Genomic DNA, 17,853 nt, shown 5'->3' with positions numbered 1-17,853 from the left:
ACTGTATTTAAAGATAAGAAATTATGGGCCTTTGAATGTGACTTTTTAGTGCCATCAATAAATGAACTGCTTGTTATATTCACCATATTTTTTTCTACCACTTTATTATTTTTATTTAGATTTCCTAAAGGAATCTGGAAACAGATAAAGTATATAGTTTTTTAGATAGCGCTTTATTTAGCTATAGAAATATTTACAACTTCAATAGGAATGCAGAAGGATAGTCATGGATGGAATCTGTGGTGGTCATTGTTTCATAATTCTATCCAGTTCCCTTTATTAATATCGCACCATAAAAATCCTATCTTAGCTTGGATAATAGCCTTTATAGATTTCAAATAAACTCATTGGTTTAACTTTTTAAATAGAATAGTCCAGCCATTGTTGACTAAAAGTAAATTGCAAGTTATAATAATCACATGATTTAATCAATTGATTAAATCATGTGATTATTATTTTTGACGAATTGAGGTGTAAGTATGGAACTTTCTACAAGACAAAAGATAGTATTAGCTACTATCGAGTGTATTGAAAAGGAAGGAATTAATGCTGTAACAATAAGAAGTATTGGCAAAGAAGCTAATGTAAACAGTGCATCTATTAACTATTATTTTGGTTCGAAAGAGAAGCTTATAGAAGAAGTTTTTGATTACATTCAGAAAGATTTTATGATGGATTTTACCGAAATTATTAATAAGGATATAGATTTAAGAAAAATAGTAGAAGAATTGCTTCTATATATTATACAGGGTACTATTAAGTATCCAAATATTGTGAAGGCGGTATTGTACGAGCCGTTTTTTAATAATAATTATAATGGCGTTTTTATTAATAAGATAAATGCTTTGTGTAAGGAGCTCTGCATAAAATTAAATAAACAGCATAATGCAAATGAAGACAATAATAAAATAGCTGTCATTCAGTTAACAGCATCAAGCCTTTTTATGGGAATCTTTCCGTGTATTTTTAAAGATTTTGCGAATATAGACCTTAGAGATGAAAATGTGTTAAAAGAGTATATAAAAAGACTATCAGATATTTTTATAAATGCAATTAGCTAAAATATCATCTCCTAATTTGGTATTGAGAATATTAGGGGATTTTGTATAAAGGAGGTAAGTATTATGGAAGGAACATGGTATAAATTAGACAATGCAGCAAAAATATATCCTGCTATAAGAGAGGAAAATTGGGCTCCAATCTTTCGAATTGATGCTATTTTAAAGGATGAAGTAAATCCGGAGGTTCTTCAATCAGCACTTATAATGACTTACAAGAGGTTTCCAACCTTTGCTGTTAATATTATGAAGGGGCTTTTCTGGTATTATTTTGAACCAAATGAATCTGAACCTAGAGTAAGACTTGAAGATACCTATCCTACTTCACCTTTTTCAGATCGAAAGGATGGAGGTTATTTGTTTAGAGTCTTATACTACAAGCATAGAATATCTCTAGAAATATTCCATTCTATTACTGATGGGTTCGGAGCAACTATTTTTTTAAAGACGCTGCTTTTTAATTATTTTACTCTGCTAAATGGAAGAGAGCCTATAGATAATTCTCTTGATTTAGAGAGATATGGAATTTTGTATCACAAAGATTTATCAACGCCTGATGAAACAGCCGATTCCTTTCAACATTATGCGCTTGCTAACAATGAAATGAGTTTGAAAGAAAATACAGCATTTAAGATTCCGGGAACAAGAATAAAGGAAAACACATTAAAAGCTCTTCATGTTCTAGTTGATGTGAAAGACTTATATAGACTTTCTAAGGAATTTGATTCTACAATTACTGAATTTTTAACAGCTCTTTTTATCTATGCCATACTCGATGCTAAAGTTTATAGCTCAAGTGAAAAGAAACCTATTAAAATATCAGTACCAATTAATCTTAGAAAGAGATTTCCATCCAAAACCTTGCGTAACTTTTCTTCATATATAAATGTGGAATTTACCCCTGAAGGAAGTGTCGAAATGATAACTCTTAAGGATATATGTCAAGTTGTTAGTAAACAAATTCGAGATGGTGTGGATATAAATACTTTAAGAAGTAAATTCAGCGGCAACGTACAAACAGAAAAAAATATAGTTATGAGAATAGCCCCCCTGGTCTTAAAAAATATAGTTTTGAAGACTGGATTTTCATTATTTGGGGAACGTATTACAACTTCCACTTTGTCTAATGGTGGAAATATTGAGTTGCCAAAAGGTATGGTTGATATGGTAGAAAGGTTTGATTTTCTTATTGGTGCTCCGAAACAAAATGCCTTCAACTGTGCAGTAATAAGCTTTGAAGATACAATCAGTATTTCATTCTCTAGTATCATAGTAGAAAATACTGTACCTAAAAAATTTGTTGATTTCTTAACTGGGAGAGGGCTTAAGGTTAATATAGAAGCTAATTATTAATGGAAAGGAGGTGCAGGCTTTGAAGTGTGAGAACTGTAAAATTGAAACTAATAATATAACTAATAATTGTCCCTTATGTGGAAAATATCTATTTGAAAATGATAGTGAATACAAAGATGTGTATCCAAGGTTAGGTGAAAAGCCTTTAAAAGAAAGGGGTAAATTGTTTAAGTGGTTATTATTTTCAACATTTATTTATACCATATTTATTTTTGGACTAAATCTTATTACCCCCCACAAATATTACTGGAGCATAATACCTATTTTTGCTGTTTGGATGCTATGGATACTATTTGGAGTACCAATAATAAAGGGTAAACTAGCCCCGTTAATGATGATTTTTGACAATGTTATTATAAGTATTTTACTAATAGCCATTGACACTACGTTCTCATTAAAAGGATGGACTTTGAGCTATATTGGTCCATTTGTGCCATTAGCTACTGCTTTCATAATTACAATAATAGTAGTGTGTTTAAAAACAACCTGGAAAGAATTCTACTCTTTCCAAATGACAATTGCAGCTGTATGCTGCCTGCCCATTGTTATTAAGTTGTTATATAGCTTTAAGCTCTGGCCGAGTATAGTTTCAGCTCTATACGGAATAGTTACTATTTTAGCTATGATAATATTTGGAGACAAGAAGTTTAAATATGAAGCTAAAAAGAGACTGCATTTTTAGGTTTCAAGTTATAAGATTTATGTATAAGTTTCATATGAAGAAACTTTATATATACGAGAAAAATTGCTAAAAGGTAAGATGAAATATTAAAATATAGCAAAAAACTCTCCCATAGATTGAAAAATCTATAAATTAATCTATATTGAACATGGTACCGCAACAATTTCAGATTTTTCTGGAATGCCACCTAAGAAAATAGAATTTTAGTGTAAATAATAATGTCAGTTATTTCTTATAACTGACATTATTATTTATTATGATTATATTTAGAATAGAAATTCTTTATAGATAGTATTGGTTTCTTCATATTTTCCATAGTATAACATAGATGTGCGAGGTTGTTATATACATCATAAATATTTTTGGAAATATTAAAATACAGCATAAGATTTTCAGTTATTCTATAATTGTTAGACCCCACTTCTTCAATTCTATAAATGCAGTTTCTAAACTTTTACCTTTTTCAGTTAACTCATATTCGACTTTTGGAGGTATTTCTGGATAAACGATTCTATTAACCAACCCGAATTTCTCTAATTCACGTAGTCTAAGGGATAGAGTTTTGGGGCTTATTCCATCTAAAGAACGCAACAAATCCCCAAATCTTATTGTTCCATCTATCAATAAATCTCTTATTATTAGAAATGTCCATTTACTACCTATGATATCTATTGCTGCCTCAATAGGGCATTTTTCATTAGGATTTCCTCGTTCAAGTTTGATTTCTGACATAAATAAAAACTCCTTTCAGACATTGATTTCTCACAATACTTACTTTTTTGAAATTATATGAAAAAAATATCACTACTTTTCAAAGTATAGTATAGATAATATAATGACAATAAGCAAGAAATTTAAATAAAAAGGAGATAATAATCATGAAAACTTTAAAAAATTATACTTTAAAAAATATAAACTTAAAGAACAGAATTGTTATGCCACCTATGTGTATGTATTCTTCTGACGAGACTGGTATAACAAATGATTTTCACTACACTCATTATGTTACCAGAGCTATTGGAGGAGTAGGTCTTATAATAGTTGAATCTACAGGAGTTGTTGAAAATGGAAGGACAACTGACAGTGATTTGGGAATTTGGGATGATAAGCATATAGAAGGGCTAAGAAAAATTGTTGATGGTGTAAAAAAACATGGTACTAAAATTGCAATACAACTAAATCACGGTGGAAGAAAATATACAGGAACAGCTAGTCAAGCTGTAGCTCCAAGTGCAGTTAAATTTGATGAAAAAAGTACACTGCCAAAGAAATTAACTAAAGATGATATTAAAGAAATTGTATTAAAATTTAAAGAAGCTGCAGAAAGAGCAGACAAAGCAGGATTTGATGCTATAGAAATACACGGTGCACATGGTTATCTTATACATCAATTTTTATCACCATTATCAAACTTAAGACAAGATGAATACGGTGGAGATATAAAAAATAGAACAAGATTTCTTAAAGAAATATTACAGGCTGTGACGGAAGTATGGCCAAAAGAGAAAGCAATTTTCCTTAGAGTATCAGCTTATGATTATAAAGATGGCGGAATAACACTAAATGACATGATTGAAATCGTAAATGAAATAAAAGAGTATATTGATATAGTACATGTAAGCACTGGGGGGTTAATTCCAGCAGAAATAAATGTATATCCAGGATACCAAGTAAATTTTTCAAGTGCAATTAAAGAAAAATGTAACGTTCCTACAATAGCAGTTGGATTAATTACAGATACTAATATGGCTGAAGAAATAATATCGAATGATAGAGCAGATTTAGTTGCAGTTGGCAGGGAACTTTTAAGAAATCCATACTTTGTATTAAATGAAGCAAAAATTAGAAACTTAGATTTTGAGTATCCAGAACAATATAAAGGTGCTTTCAAATAGTATTTTGAAGTTAAAAAGCCTACTTTATACCTGTTACGGAGAGCAGTACAATAAATAATGGAATTTTGTAGCCTTAGGCATTTAAGTTGATTGCCTGAGGCTATTTATATGCATATAAAAACTCTATAACAAGTAATGCTATAATTACAAAATATGTTATACTTAAAAGGTGAAATAACCTTAACCATTGATACTAATTGGTTAAGGTTTTCTTTATATGTAAAAAATTATACTATAATTAAAATTTTTTAAAAAGTAATCAATAAAACAGAGAGGTAATATTTAAATATAGGATAAAAGATAACCTAGTATATTATTAAATGTATAATCACAACCAATATCATAAAATAATGCTAGAGAGAAAATATAATTAGGGTACTAAGGCGGTGAGGTGTATGAGAAAAACTAATATTCAAGATATTATTATTTATATTGAGGATAATATAACCCATGAAATTTCATTAAATGATATAGCTAAAATAGTTAATTATTCACCATACTATTGTTCAGCTTGTTTTCGTAACTATATTGGAACTTCAATAAAAAGTTATATCTTAAAGAGGAGATTGCAACGTGCAGCGGAGGATTTGTGTTTGAATCAATTAAGAGTTATTGATATTGCATATAAATATTGTTACTCATCTCAAGAAGCTTTTTCACGTGCATTTTTAGGTTCGTATGGTATTTCACCATACGAATATAGAAAAAAACAGTTGCCAATTTCAAAATATTATGCAAAGAATAGTTCTAATTGTGGAAATAATAAGGATGGATGTAGTATGAAAAATGAAGTCATTTACAATATTCAAGAAGAAATATCTGAAAAATATCAAGCAAATGTATTACATATATTAAATGGTAGTTGCATGATGGATGAGTTTGAAAAAAATAGATGGGTTAACGAAAAATTTACCTATATTCCATTCAATGAAGCGATGTGTTGGGGCGAGGCAGATGAAGAGATATTCTCAGATTCATTTATTGAAAAAAGAGTACAGTCACTTAACACAACAATAGAACAGTATAGGAGTATAGTATTGAACCCATTAGAACCATTATTAAAGAATAGGTTTGATACTATAGTTTTATGGTTTGGTGACGATATGTTTTGTCAAATTAATATGCTAACCATACTGGGTTATTTAGAGCAATGTAATTTTGAGGGAGATGTATTATTCTGTATGACAAATGAAATTACAGATGAAATGCTGCCAGATGCCTATGAAGTTGATATAAAAGGAAGCTTACAAAAATATAAAAGTATAGTTTGTAAGAAAGAGATGACAACTGAAAAATTGATGCCTGTAATGTATCAAGCTGTATCATTATATTTAAACTACAGGTCTAAAAATAGTGAGATCAATCGTTATATTATGAAAAATATAAGCAAAGAAAACAGTGAGCTTGTTGTTGATTTATTAAAAACATTCCCACAGTATGGGCTAGGAGATTTACAATATGAAATGTTAATTAAGAATCTTAGAATAGATAGTTGTACTTTAGAATAATACCATATTTATATGCAATATATACTTAAAAATAAAATTATACGACTAAAAAATGAGCTCTATATAAAAAAGGAAAGCTTAGTGCTATTAACACAAAGCTTTCCTAGAACATTAATTTTATAGCCTTAGATGAAGTGAAACCTTTTTATCTAATTCTAAATTGTTATATATTTTCTATTATATTAGCTACCCATCTGCATAAATTAGCTGATGCATTTTCAGCTATTGATTTTGCTTTATTTATCAATTCTAATTTATAAGGCTCGGACATGTCAGGATATCTTATCCCCAAACCTTTTATCATCGACGCCAATTAATGGATTGTCAACGAATAGATTTATAAAATCTTTTATAAGCATTAATGTGCCAGGCTTAAAATCAGTGTCTATTCCTCCGCAGGCATTAGTTACCATTAGCTTTTCTATATCTAATTGCTGCATTACGTATACAGGATAAGTAACCTCTTTCATTGTATACCCTTCATAATAGTGAAATCGCCACTGCATTGCTAGCACATCTGAACCTTTTATTTTCCCAAATACTAATCTGCCTTCATGACCTTCCACAGTTGATTGAGGAAAGTTTGGAATATCTTTATAATTTATATATTCTTTAGATTCAAATACATCTACTAAGTTACCTAATCCTGAACTAAGAATAACTGCAACCTTTAGGTTGAAGTTAGTAATTATATCTCTTATATACTTTGCAGACTCTGCAACTTTATCATACATATTGTTCAGTTTAGTACCTCCCTTAATTTTTAAGCTTAATTTATCATAGAGTAATGGCAAAGTTCTTTTGATAGGTTTCTATAATGCAGTTAAAATAATCGGGGATATTGGATTTATGAAATTAGAACCGGCTAATTCAAATATTCAGGTTATAGAAGATAGTTACTGCATGGCAGTTTCTTTTCAAAAGGTTAGAGAATACTTACTAGATGATGCTAAATTTCTGCGTTTTACTTGTGAGTCTTTAAGCCAAAAGTTAACTAGGTTATCTAAAAATAGTTCCATAAACCTCCTTTATCCTTTGGAAAATAGATTGACAAGTTATATTTTAGATACAGGAACAAGAGTTGATGGAACAAATACATTAATATTTGATGAAAATCTGACTGAAATAACAAAGCTGATGAGCACTAGTTACAGACATTTTTTAAGGACGTTAAAGCCACTTTGTGAAAATGGTGTTATTAAAAAGAAAAAATAAATAGATTATAATTTTATGGTTGACAAGAAGATATAATTATCATATACTGAACATAGTTCATTTGGAAAGCCAACGAAAAAGTATTGTCTGGAATAAATAAAAATCAAAAATAATTTATACCAAATAAATCATATCCTTACGGATATGATTTATTAAAGGCTTTGAATGAACAGCGTTCATTAGAGAGATTTTTATGTAAAACCATTTAGCTAATACTTTTCAAATCAAAAGGAAATAATTTTAGGAGGTGAAAAAATGAAAAATAATAAAAAGATATTACTGATTATGTTTTTGTTTGGTATTTTTATTGGATCTCTTGATTCAGGCATAATTTCTCCGGCGAGGACGGTTATAGCAAATTCCTTAGCTGTTTCTCAAAATAACAGTGTATGGATGATTACTATTTATACTTTAGTTTACGCAGTGTCTATGCCTATTTCCGGTAAATTGTCTGACAGATATGGCAAGAAGAAGTTGTTTACTGTAAGTATTTTTATCTTTGGATTAGGATCGCTTTTATGCGGCCTGTCAAATTATTTCACCAGTTATCCTATGCTTCTAATCTCTAGAGCTATACAGGCTTTAGGGGGAGGCGGAATAATGCCTATTGCAACAGCTTATATAGGAGAGAGCTTTCCAAAGGAAAGAAGAGGCAGCGCTCTTGGAATTGTAGGCGGAGTTTATGGTATTTCAAATGTACTTGGACCTACAGTAGGCTCTGCAATACTTGGTGCTGCAGGCTCTTCAAATTGGGGACTTTTGTTTTTAGTTAATGTACCTATAGTTATAATTGTAATAGCAATATCTATCTTAATTAAAGATGGTGCTGAAGTAAAACCTTCAAAGAAAATGGACTTAAGCGGAGGAACAGTTGCAAGCTTATTGATTCTATCAATTATGTATGCACTGACTAACTTTGATTTCCATGACTTTGCTAAAAGTGTTTCTTCAATAAATGTATATCCGTTTTTAATTTCATTTATTGTGCTTCTTCCTGTGTTCATAGTCATTGAGAAAAAGGCTGAAGACCCAATAATAAACCTGAAGTATTTTACAAGCCGCGAAATAGCACTTACTCTTATGCTTGCCTTCATAAGCGGTATTGGACTTATGGGAATAGTATTTATTCCGCAGTTCGCTGAAAATGTTCTAAAGCTAAAGACAGGCTCCGGCGGCTATTTAGTAACCTTGATGGCTGTTTTTACTGGAGTGGCAGCACCGCTTGGAGGAAAGCTTATAGATAAATTCTCTGCAAAATTTATCTTAGTTCTAGGTTTTTCATGTACAGCTATTGGAGCCTTAATTTTAGCATTAATAGTTGTAAAGTTTTCTTCTATCTTTATATTAATAGCAGGACTAGCTCTTATGGGACTTGGCATGGGCTTTACCATGGGAACGCCGCTTAACTACTTAATACAGACTAATGTGCCTGAGGATGAAACTGCTTCTGCTCAGTCTACACTATCTCTAATAAGATCCATCGGAGTTGCTATCTCTCCAAACATTCTTATTAATTTTATATCCGATGCTGCTAAAAACCTTCAAGGCAATTTAATGGCTGTAATGCCTAAGATACCCATGGGACCAAATGCACCAGCACAAAGCCTTACAGGCAAGGGTGTATCCCCTGAAGCTTTGGCAGGAATTCAAAATGCTGATGTAACAACTATAGTTGACAGCTTAAAGAAATTTTCAGCATCTATGATTGATTCAATGGCACCAGGCATAAAGCAGTCTATGGCAGGAAAGCTTCCTAAAGGTGTTTCTCCTGATGTGGCTGTTGTGAATATGAAGATGGATTATTTAAAACAGGTGGATTCTTCAAAAGCTTTACTGGAAACAACTTTTCAAAATACTTTAAACAGCGGGTTTAGCAAGCTATTTATAGCAGCAGCTGTGATAGCTTTAATAGGTTTAATTTTATCAATAATGCTTAAAAACAAAAAAGTAAAATAATTAATTGAATTTAGGAGATTGAAGTCCTAAATAGACTTCAACGAGTAATTAGCGAGCGGAAGTGAGCAATCTTTAATTGCTCAGTGCTTCCGACTATAAGGAGGTAAAAGTCCTAAATGGACTTTTACGAGCAATTAGCGAGCGGAAGTGAGCAATCTTTAATTGCTCAGTGCTTCCGACTATAAGGAGGTAAAAGTCCTAAATGGACTTTTACGAGTAATTAGCGAGCGGAAGTGAGCAATCTTTAATTGCTCAGTGTTTCCGACTATAAGGAGGTAAAAGTCCTAAATGGACTTTTACGAGCAATTAGCGAGCGGAAGTGAGCAATCTTTAATTGCTCAGTGCTTCCGACTATAAGGAGGAATTTATTATGTTAATTTCTGCAATAATAACAATCACATTAGCTCTTGTATTTTACACAATAGGTGTATGGAGTGAAAAAGTTCAAGGGGAGCTAAAAAGGTGGCACTTAGCTATATTTTATATAGGGTTAATATTTGACACCACTGGAACAACAATAATGAGCAAGATTGCATCAGGCGGCTTCAAACTTAATTTTCACGGAATTACAGGCTTGCTTGCAATTTTACTAATGCTGTTTCATGCAGTTTGGGCAACTGTAGTATTAGTTAAGAATGATGCGAAAGCTAAAGCAAACTTCCATAAATTAAGTATTGTTGTTTGGATTATATGGCTTATACCTTTTATTTCAGGTGCAATATTTGGAATGGCAAGATAAAAAAGGTTTTTTAAAATAACATTATCGCGATATCTTCTTAAGTAGATAAGAAGATATCGCGACAAAACTCTGAAGAAAATCAATTATTCTTTTCGCTGAAAATATAATTGTAGTAATAATTAATTGCATCATCAATTATTGTGTTAAGATAAATATTTAAATCAGAATGCTTGGCTTTGATCTCATTGAGCTTTCTTATTGTTGAAGGTCTGAATTGATAGCCGCGTTTTATTGAATATGTTTCTCCATCGACAGCAGGGGTTAAGCCTCTTGGTGAAGATGAAAAAATATTAGCTTTAGTTTCAGAAGTACTGCTTGCTTTAACAGGTTGCTCCTTAAAAAATGCTTTGCTATCTAAACTTGGAGCATCAAAATTAAAAGACACAAGGGCTTTTCCAAAATCAACATTACCTTCAAAAAAACCATTCTCATCATCATCATTCATATCAAGACTTTCAACCTTTGAACTAAAATTTCTTTTTGAATTCACATTATCATCTCCTATCTAAAATTTTCATATTAAAATAATTAAAGCTTGGATACCTTGCCTGTTATGATAAAAAGTTTAATTCTATATATAAATACACATCTTCTTTCGTATATTTATAACAAATTGAAACAAAAGGAGAAGATAAATGTGCATACAGGTCGCAAGTATCTGATTGCCAATTTCGTACTTGTGTGAAGATTCAAGGAAAACTATAATTAAAATATAATATCTAGATACTATTTGTCATAAATAAAAATAGAGGCTAATCTATAATTTAATATAGTTAGGAGAAAAATCATGACAAGAAAATATAGTTTGTATCAAATTGATTCTTTTACAAAAGAGAAATTTGCAGGGAACCCAGCAGGGGTAATAACGAATGCAGATGGCCTAACTGATTATGAAATGCAGAAAATTGCCAGAGAACTTAACAACTCAGAGACTGCTTTTATATTTTCTTCAGATAGCAATGAGTATGATGTTCATGTACGCTTTTTTAGTCCAACAAAAGAGGTGCCCATTTGCGGACATGCTACCATTGCTGCCCATTATGCGCGTGCTGTTGAAAATAATTTTGGTACTACAACGGTTTATCATAAAACGGGTGCCGGTATTTTGCCGGTTAATATAATAAAGGAAAATGACGATTACAAAATTGTTATGACCCAGGGAAAAATTGAATTTGGCAGTATTATTGATGGAACAAACAAAGAAAAACTTTTGGATGCCCTTAATATAAAACATAATGATTTACTGGAAAACTATGAAATTCAGATAGTGTCAACGGGTCACTCTAAGGTTATGATCGGTATAAAAAGTATTGAAACTTTAAATGCATTGCAGCCGAATTACGATGCGCTTTCTAAGCTGAGCAAGGATATTGAATGTAATGGATATTATGTTTTTACAGTGGATGCTGAGAATAAGGATATTTTAGTACATGGGAGAATGTTTGCACCTGCAATTGGTATCAATGAAGATCCTGTAACCGGCAACGCAAATGGCCCTTTAGGTGCATATCTTGTTCATCACAAGCTTGTTCGCCATGATAATTCTATATTTAAATTCAAAGCTAAGCAGGGTAAAGCCATAAAGCGCCCAGGAATTATTGAAGTTGAAGTTAAAATTGAAAATAAAGAGCCTGTAGAAGTTAAGATTTCTGGAAGTGCAGTAATTGCATTCAAATCGGAGCTAACCATAGAAGATTGAATTGACAAAGGGGAAAAAATTTTATGAAAATCAATATTAAATACATGGTGTGGTTTATTATTTTATTTATAACAGAAGTAATTATTGCACTTTTTATAAAAGATAAGATTATCAGGCCATATATTGGAGATATTTTGGTTGTTATTTTAATGTACACATTTATAAAAGCCTTTATAAAAACACCAATAACATATTTACCCTTATACTTGTTTTTATTTGCTTCAATGGTAGAAGTGATACAGTATTTTCATATTCTAAATCTGATTCATCTGCAAAACAATAAAGTAGTTTCAACAATTGCAGGTTCTTCATTTGATATAAAAGATATTATATGTTATTTAGTTGGAAGTATAATTTCTTTTGTATGGGATAAGAGGGCGGCAAGTTAACTTTCGTTTGCTACGACTATTTTTAGTGATATAATAAAGAAAATCACATAAGCGAGGGTGTATAATGAGTAAACATAATGTCTATAAAATGAGTGTAGCAAGTGTCTATCCCCTTTTAGTTGCGAAGGCGGAGAAAAAAGGACGTACAAAATCAGAAGTGGATGAAATCATCCGTTGGTTGACAGGATATAGTCAGGAAGAGTTAGAAGCACAGCTTAAAAAACAGACAGACTATGAGAACTTCTTTGCTGAAGCTCCTAAGCTGAATCCTTCGAGGGCATTGATCAAAGGTGTGATCTGCGGTGTTAGAGTGGAAGATATTGAAGAACCAATTATGCGGGAAATTCGCTATTTGGATAAGCTAATCGATGAACTGGCAAAGGGAAAAGCTATGGATAAGATTTTGCGGAAATAATAATTTTATATTCATTGCTAACATTGCATTTTTAGTAACCATATGGTATATTACGGTTAAGGTTTAATGGTAGATTTTAGGCGAAAGGAGTGAATTTTTTTATGCAAAAGTTATATGAGGTGATTTTAAAATAATTGCATATGGGTTCAAAAGGATTTTTTACGAGTACTTAGTATACTCTTTATTTAGTGTGCCTTTTGAACAATTTTGATTTAACCTTTCGACCTTAATAGTTAGTATTAGAATTCACGGTACAGGTTATCGTGTATTTTTTTATGTCCGAATATTAGGTATACCACAGTAGGTTAATCTTGCTGTGGTATTTTTATATACTTTTTATATCAATAGTTTTAACAAATGAATTTAGGATAATGATAATTCATAACTTCGTATAACTTTATTTCAAACTCAAATTAATCTTTAAAATTATATACAATGTAAAAGTTCTAGTGCATTAATGCATGGACTTTATTGCATTGTATATATCTTTCTATAGAAAAGGAGATTTCAATAGTAAACCAATAAGGAAAGAGGTTATATGGATGTTAAAATTAAAATATTTATTTGATAATAAAGATTTAGCTCAAATGATACTCAAAAATTGGGAGTATGATTATGATGACCCTAACCTTTTAAAGTATTATAGAATTTCATCAAATGCAGTTTATTGGTGTAAGAATCAAGGTGAAGCTTTTTTTCTTAGATTTACACCTGCTGAAGAAAAGCCAATGGAAAAAATACTTGCTGAACTTGAATTTTTGAGCTATTTAAGGGATAATGGCTATCCTGCAGTTGACACTATATTATCTAAAGCCGGCAATGAACTTGAAGTAGTAGACACACCTTGGGGAACATTCTATGCTGTTGCATTTAAAAAAGCATCCGGTAAACAAATAGCAGAAATGTCACTTACAAAGGATTTAATCTTTGGCTTAGGTAAAGCCTTAGGAAGATTGCATAAACTAAGCAGTGAATTCAGCCCGGTAAATAATAAACGTAATGACTGGAAAGAAGCAGCGTGCTGGATGGAAGATGTATTATCAAACTTTCCAAATGAAACTGCTGCTAAAAACGAGTTATCTATACTTAGAACTTATTTTTCAAGACTACCGGCAACAAAAGAGAACTTTGGACTTGTACATTATGATTTTGAGCCTGACAACGTATTTTATAATGAACTCACAGAAACCTATAATCCTATAGACTTTGATGATGCCATGTATCATTGGTATGCATTGGATATCGAGCAATCATTAGATAGCATAAAAGAAGATATGCCGGAAGATCAAGTAGAATCTTCGGTAAATGAGTTTATTAGGGGTTACCGCTTGGAGTACGCTGTTTCTGATGAAATGCTAGAATTATTGCCTGTTTTCAGAAGATATGTTAATTTATTTGGATATGTTCGAATACTTCGCTCTGCAGAAGAAAAGTGGAACAACGAACCTGATTGGATGGAAAGTTTAAGAATTAAATTAGAGAATTTATTAAATAAGAGAAAAGATACATTTGCAATGCCAATTTAATTTATTATAGAAAGAGTGTATATAGGGGCTTTATGCATTTGGCCTATTACACTCTCTACTTTTCTAAATTATACTTTCTTATCTATCATATGCCTTTAATGACCTTTGTAAAGGCGTTTTTATCTTCTTCATCATCAAATCCACCAAACCAATCAACTATTTCAATTGCAAAATCAATGAATGCAGTACCTTGGGCTGTTATAATATTGCTGTCTCTAATTACTCTATCTAAAATAAAATTCTGTCTTGGGAAGGGATCCTCCTCCATAAAATCCTTCTTATGTGTTTCTGTCCAGTTAACAATTGATGTAGTATAGCTTACACTATCCAAAACCCCAGCTTTGGCTAAAAATCTTGGACCTGCGCAAATAGCTCCTAATAGATTACCCTTGGAATTTATGTTTTGAATAAGCTCTATTAATTCTGGCCTTATTTCACCATTCCAACCACCTGGAATTATTAGCCCGTCAGCATCTTCCTCCAAGACATTTTTTATTAGTTTTGAAGGCTTATAAATAACCCCTGATTTACTTCTTATTAATTTGTCCTCATAGGAAATAGTTACTATTTCCATAGATAAATCTGCTCCTAACAAGTGAGTAATAAACGTTATTTCAAAATCTGCCATATCATCATATATAAACACAAAAATTCTTTTCATTAAAATCCCCCCATTTTTATATGCTTTCCCCTTCTTTATTTACCAACTTATAAATATTATTATGCCTTTCTAATATATTAAATGCAATCATTTCTCTTCTAATAGTACAAAAGTCATCATGGAAATCAGCAATAATTATATTAACTTCTTTTTCTGATAATAGTTCTACATACAAAGGGCTTTCCTTCAGGTTGCTTATTATCAACAATCTTGATTTATCTGACAAATATTTAAATATTTTAATGCTATCCTTCTTAATTTATATCTTCACGTAAACCCTATTGAAATGCTTTTGAAATAAGTTTTTAACCTCCTCTGCTGTTTTTTAGTTATAGATAATAAAACATGACTTTGAAGATAAAAAAGTATACTTTTTATTTTTAAAAGTATATTTTTTTGTATTATGTTAAAATTGCAGTACCAAGTTAGAAAAGTAGTACCATTTAATTTGGCTAAGTAAACATTTACAATAAGCTTAGTCAAGTGATTAGGGCTTATAAATATATAAAGCTTATGGAGGGGTAAAATGAAAAAAGTTAAAATTTTAGTTTCAGGTCTTTTAGTACTTAGCATGCTTGCTGGTGTTGGTTGTTCAAGTAAGACAAATGAAGCAAGCAATAAGCCGGCAGAAAAGACTAAGTTAGTTTGGGCAGGCTGGACAGGCGAAGAAGAAGCAAATAAAGGAATAATAAAGGATATGATAAGCACTTATAATACTTCAACGGATAAGGCTGAGATTTCCTGGGTAGGATGGCCTTGGGCTAATACACTTCAGCAGCTCATAATAAGAACTCAAAGTAATCAAGACCTCGATGTAGCTCAGGTTGATATGGCTTGGCTATCAACACTCGCAAAGATGGATGTGCTAGTGGACTTAAATGAGGTATTAGGTGCAGACTGGATGAAGGAAAATGTTTCAGAAGCAGCTTTAAAGTCTGGTAATATAGGCGGAAAGCAGCTTGCAGTGCCTTGGACTCAAGCATCTATAGGTATGGTTTATAATCCTACAATACTAAAGAATGCAGGAGTTACTAAGGTTCCTGAGACTGTAGATGAATTTGAAGCGGCTCTTAAGAAGATAAAAGAATACGACAAAAACATAATTCCTTACGCAGCTGCAACTAAAGAAGCTGGAAGTATATCAAAGGATGTTAATGCTTGGTTTTGGACTTTTGGTGGTCAATATATAAGTGAAGATGGAAAAGTTGCTATAAATAGCGAGGCAAACGAAAAAGCTTTAACTTGGTATAAAGGGTTAAAAGATAAAGGCTATATAGCAATGGATTTAACAAGATTTGATGCAAGACAGTTATTTGCTCAAAACAAAGTTGCTTTCTATGATGACGCAATACTAGCAAGAGGTATCGCTAAGAGTAACGGTGTTGCTGCAGATAAGTTAGATGCTACAATACAACCTATGGCAAGACCAGTTTTAAAGGCAGGAGATAAGCCACAGTCTACATTATGGGGACATCAATTAGTTATATTTAAAAGCGCTAAAGATAAAGCAAAGGCTGGAGACTTTATAAAATATTTGATTAGTAAAGATACTTCATTAAAATATTTTGATGCTACAGGCTCAGTTCCAGTAATAAAATCGGCTATCAATGATGATAAAGTTAAAAATAACAAGTGGTCAAGTGAATGGCTAAAAATAACAGAAACAGGTAAGAAGGCTGAAACTCAAAAGTATGAGAATGACAGCCAGTTAGCAACTATAGTTACTGAAGAAATTCAAAATACTTTACTCGGAACAAAAACTCCTAAGAAGGCATTGGAGGATGCTCAAAACAGACTTCAACAGAACATCAACTAAAGGGGTGACTATATGCAATCAAATTTATTTGTAAAAAATAAAACTGATGAACAAATAAAAAAGAATAGACTAACAGACAGCCAATTTGGCTTTCTGTTAGTACTTCCAGCTATAATTGTATTTTCTATAATAGTTTTATATCCCTTTGTATCATCAGTTTCACATAGCTTTTATAAGGCTGGGATGCTAACTACACAAAAGAGCTTTATTGGATTAGATAACTTCAGGAAGATTCTTTCTGATCCTAACTTCACCAAAATACTTATAAATACGTTTATATTTGTTTTTGGAACCACTCTTTTGTCCTTTGTGCTTGGATTTATATGGGCAATAGTGCTAAACCAAGGCTTCAGAGGATCAGAAATTTTAAGAGGTATTACTCTTGTTAATTGGATAATACCTGGAACAGCTATAGGTTTTTTATGGATGTGGATATTCCACGGCCAATTTGGAGTTTTAAACTATGTACTGAGAAGTACGGGATTAATAAAAGAAAATATTACATGGCTTGCGGATCCAAAGTTTTCAATGATGGCGGTTATAATAGCAAGAACCTGGCAGTACATGCCTTGGTTTATGGCTCTTCTCATAGGTGGATTAAAAGGAATATCCTATGATATTGTTGAAGCGGCAAGAATAGATGGTGCAACAAACTTTAAAGTGTTTACTAAAATAGTTCTTCCATCTATGAAAAATATAATATTCTTTATTTTACTTTTAGGTATTATAGCAGGACTTCAGCACTTTGATATTATATGGGTTATGACTACAGGAGGACCAGGAATATCAACAACTACACTATCAGTAGAAGTATACAGAACTGCATTCCAAAACTGGAACTTGGGGAGAGCATCTGCAATGGGAACCATATGGGTTGCCATATTATCAGTATTTATGTTCTTATACCTAAAAATGCAGGGAGAAAAGTAAAGGAGGGACTA

Annotated in this window: 19 protein-coding genes; 14 read left to right on the top strand and 5 right to left on the bottom strand. The window is 31.6% G+C overall.

Annotated features, from left to right (window positions below):
* Positions 1–479 precede the first annotated feature (479 nt).
* From JK636_RS01940 to JK636_RS01930, 3 genes are all read left to right on the top strand, one after another.
* Complete coding sequence (locus JK636_RS01940) at positions 480–1,061, top strand: TetR/AcrR family transcriptional regulator (RefSeq protein WP_202747148.1); 582 nt, start codon at positions 480–482, stop codon at positions 1,059–1,061.
* A 63-nt stretch (positions 1,062–1,124) separates the two neighbouring features.
* Positions 1,125–2,411, top strand: coding sequence for a hypothetical protein (locus JK636_RS01935; protein WP_202747147.1), 1,287 nt, complete (start codon positions 1,125–1,127; stop codon positions 2,409–2,411).
* A gap of 19 nt (positions 2,412–2,430) precedes the next feature.
* On the top strand, positions 2,431–3,093 hold the full coding sequence (locus tag JK636_RS01930) for a DUF6320 domain-containing protein (protein WP_202747146.1): 663 nt from the start codon (positions 2,431–2,433) through the stop codon (positions 3,091–3,093).
* Positions 3,094–3,489: 396 nt separating this feature from the next.
* On the opposite strand, the gene JK636_RS01925 is transcribed toward JK636_RS01930, so the two are convergent.
* A complete protein-coding gene (locus tag JK636_RS01925; RefSeq protein ID WP_202747145.1) occupies positions 3,490–3,825 on the bottom strand; it encodes a winged helix-turn-helix transcriptional regulator in 336 nt (111 codons plus the stop codon).
* A 146-nt stretch (positions 3,826–3,971) separates the two neighbouring features.
* On the opposite strand from JK636_RS01925, the gene namA reads away from it, so the two are divergent.
* Complete coding sequence (gene namA, locus JK636_RS01920) at positions 3,972–4,988, top strand: NADPH dehydrogenase NamA (protein WP_202747144.1); 1,017 nt, start codon at positions 3,972–3,974, stop codon at positions 4,986–4,988.
* A 395-nt stretch (positions 4,989–5,383) separates the two neighbouring features.
* A complete protein-coding gene (locus tag JK636_RS01915; RefSeq protein ID WP_202747143.1) occupies positions 5,384–6,496 on the top strand; it encodes a helix-turn-helix transcriptional regulator in 1,113 nt (370 codons plus the stop codon).
* Positions 6,497–6,768: 272 nt separating this feature from the next.
* On the opposite strand, the gene JK636_RS01910 is transcribed toward JK636_RS01915, so the two are convergent.
* The gene (locus JK636_RS01910) at positions 6,769–7,230 is read right to left on the bottom strand and encodes a purine-nucleoside phosphorylase (RefSeq protein ID WP_243428086.1); all 462 of its coding nucleotides are present in this window, start codon (positions 7,228–7,230) and stop codon (positions 6,769–6,771) included.
* 115 nt (positions 7,231–7,345) lie between these two features.
* Between JK636_RS01910 and JK636_RS01905 the strand changes: the two genes are divergently transcribed.
* From JK636_RS01905 to JK636_RS01895, 3 genes are all read left to right on the top strand, one after another.
* Complete coding sequence (locus tag JK636_RS01905; protein ID WP_202747142.1) at positions 7,346–7,711, top strand: hypothetical protein; 366 nt, start codon at positions 7,346–7,348, stop codon at positions 7,709–7,711.
* 255 nt (positions 7,712–7,966) lie between these two features.
* On the top strand, positions 7,967–9,667 hold the full coding sequence (locus JK636_RS01900; RefSeq protein ID WP_202747141.1) for an MFS transporter: 1,701 nt from the start codon (positions 7,967–7,969) through the stop codon (positions 9,665–9,667).
* 370 nt (positions 9,668–10,037) lie between these two features.
* On the top strand, positions 10,038–10,406 hold the full coding sequence (locus JK636_RS01895) for an HsmA family protein (protein ID WP_202747140.1): 369 nt from the start codon (positions 10,038–10,040) through the stop codon (positions 10,404–10,406).
* A 79-nt stretch (positions 10,407–10,485) separates the two neighbouring features.
* Here the strand turns inward: JK636_RS01895 and JK636_RS01890 are convergent, their stop codons facing one another.
* Positions 10,486–10,896, bottom strand: a complete 411-nt coding sequence (locus JK636_RS01890) for a hypothetical protein (protein ID WP_202747139.1) — start codon at positions 10,894–10,896, stop codon at positions 10,486–10,488.
* A 297-nt stretch (positions 10,897–11,193) separates the two neighbouring features.
* On the opposite strand from JK636_RS01890, the gene JK636_RS01885 reads away from it, so the two are divergent.
* The 4 genes from JK636_RS01885 to JK636_RS01870 all read left to right on the top strand — a co-directional run bounded on the left by JK636_RS01885 (position 11,194) and on the right by JK636_RS01870 (position 14,435).
* Positions 11,194–12,105: a PhzF family isomerase gene (locus JK636_RS01885; protein ID WP_202747138.1), complete on the top strand. Its 912-nt coding sequence runs from the start codon at positions 11,194–11,196 to the stop codon at positions 12,103–12,105.
* 23 nt (positions 12,106–12,128) lie between these two features.
* Complete coding sequence (locus JK636_RS01880) at positions 12,129–12,494, top strand: ribosomal maturation YjgA family protein (protein WP_202747137.1); 366 nt, start codon at positions 12,129–12,131, stop codon at positions 12,492–12,494.
* A 64-nt stretch (positions 12,495–12,558) separates the two neighbouring features.
* Positions 12,559–12,909: a DUF2200 domain-containing protein gene (locus JK636_RS01875; RefSeq protein WP_202747136.1), complete on the top strand. Its 351-nt coding sequence runs from the start codon at positions 12,559–12,561 to the stop codon at positions 12,907–12,909.
* Between the two features lie 542 nt (positions 12,910–13,451).
* Positions 13,452–14,435 (top strand): phosphotransferase enzyme family protein, encoded by a 984-nt coding sequence (locus JK636_RS01870; RefSeq protein WP_202747135.1) that lies wholly within the window; start codon positions 13,452–13,454, stop codon positions 14,433–14,435.
* 85 nt (positions 14,436–14,520) lie between these two features.
* Here the strand turns inward: JK636_RS01870 and JK636_RS01865 are convergent, their stop codons facing one another.
* On the bottom strand, positions 14,521–15,096 hold the full coding sequence (locus tag JK636_RS01865; protein WP_202747134.1) for a DJ-1/PfpI family protein: 576 nt from the start codon (positions 15,094–15,096) through the stop codon (positions 14,521–14,523).
* A 16-nt stretch (positions 15,097–15,112) separates the two neighbouring features.
* A complete protein-coding gene (locus JK636_RS01860; protein WP_338025720.1) occupies positions 15,113–15,301 on the bottom strand; it encodes a DUF2087 domain-containing protein in 189 nt (62 codons plus the stop codon).
* Between the two features lie 321 nt (positions 15,302–15,622).
* On the opposite strand from JK636_RS01860, the gene JK636_RS01855 reads away from it, so the two are divergent.
* Together JK636_RS01855 and JK636_RS01850 are read left to right on the top strand one after the other, a co-directional pair.
* Complete coding sequence (locus tag JK636_RS01855; protein WP_202747133.1) at positions 15,623–16,912, top strand: ABC transporter substrate-binding protein; 1,290 nt, start codon at positions 15,623–15,625, stop codon at positions 16,910–16,912.
* A 12-nt stretch (positions 16,913–16,924) separates the two neighbouring features.
* Entirely contained in the window at positions 16,925–17,842 is a 918-nt protein-coding gene (locus JK636_RS01850) for a carbohydrate ABC transporter permease (RefSeq protein ID WP_202747132.1), read from the top strand.
* The last annotated feature ends 11 nt before the right edge of the window (positions 17,843–17,853 follow it).

This window comes from Clostridium rhizosphaerae (genome assembly GCF_016765585.1).
In the GTDB taxonomy this organism is placed as follows: domain Bacteria; phylum Bacillota; class Clostridia; order Clostridiales; family Clostridiaceae; genus Clostridium_AT; species Clostridium_AT rhizosphaerae.
Note: the sequence above shows the minus strand (reverse complement) of the source record. Positions and strands in the feature narration are given on the sequence as shown.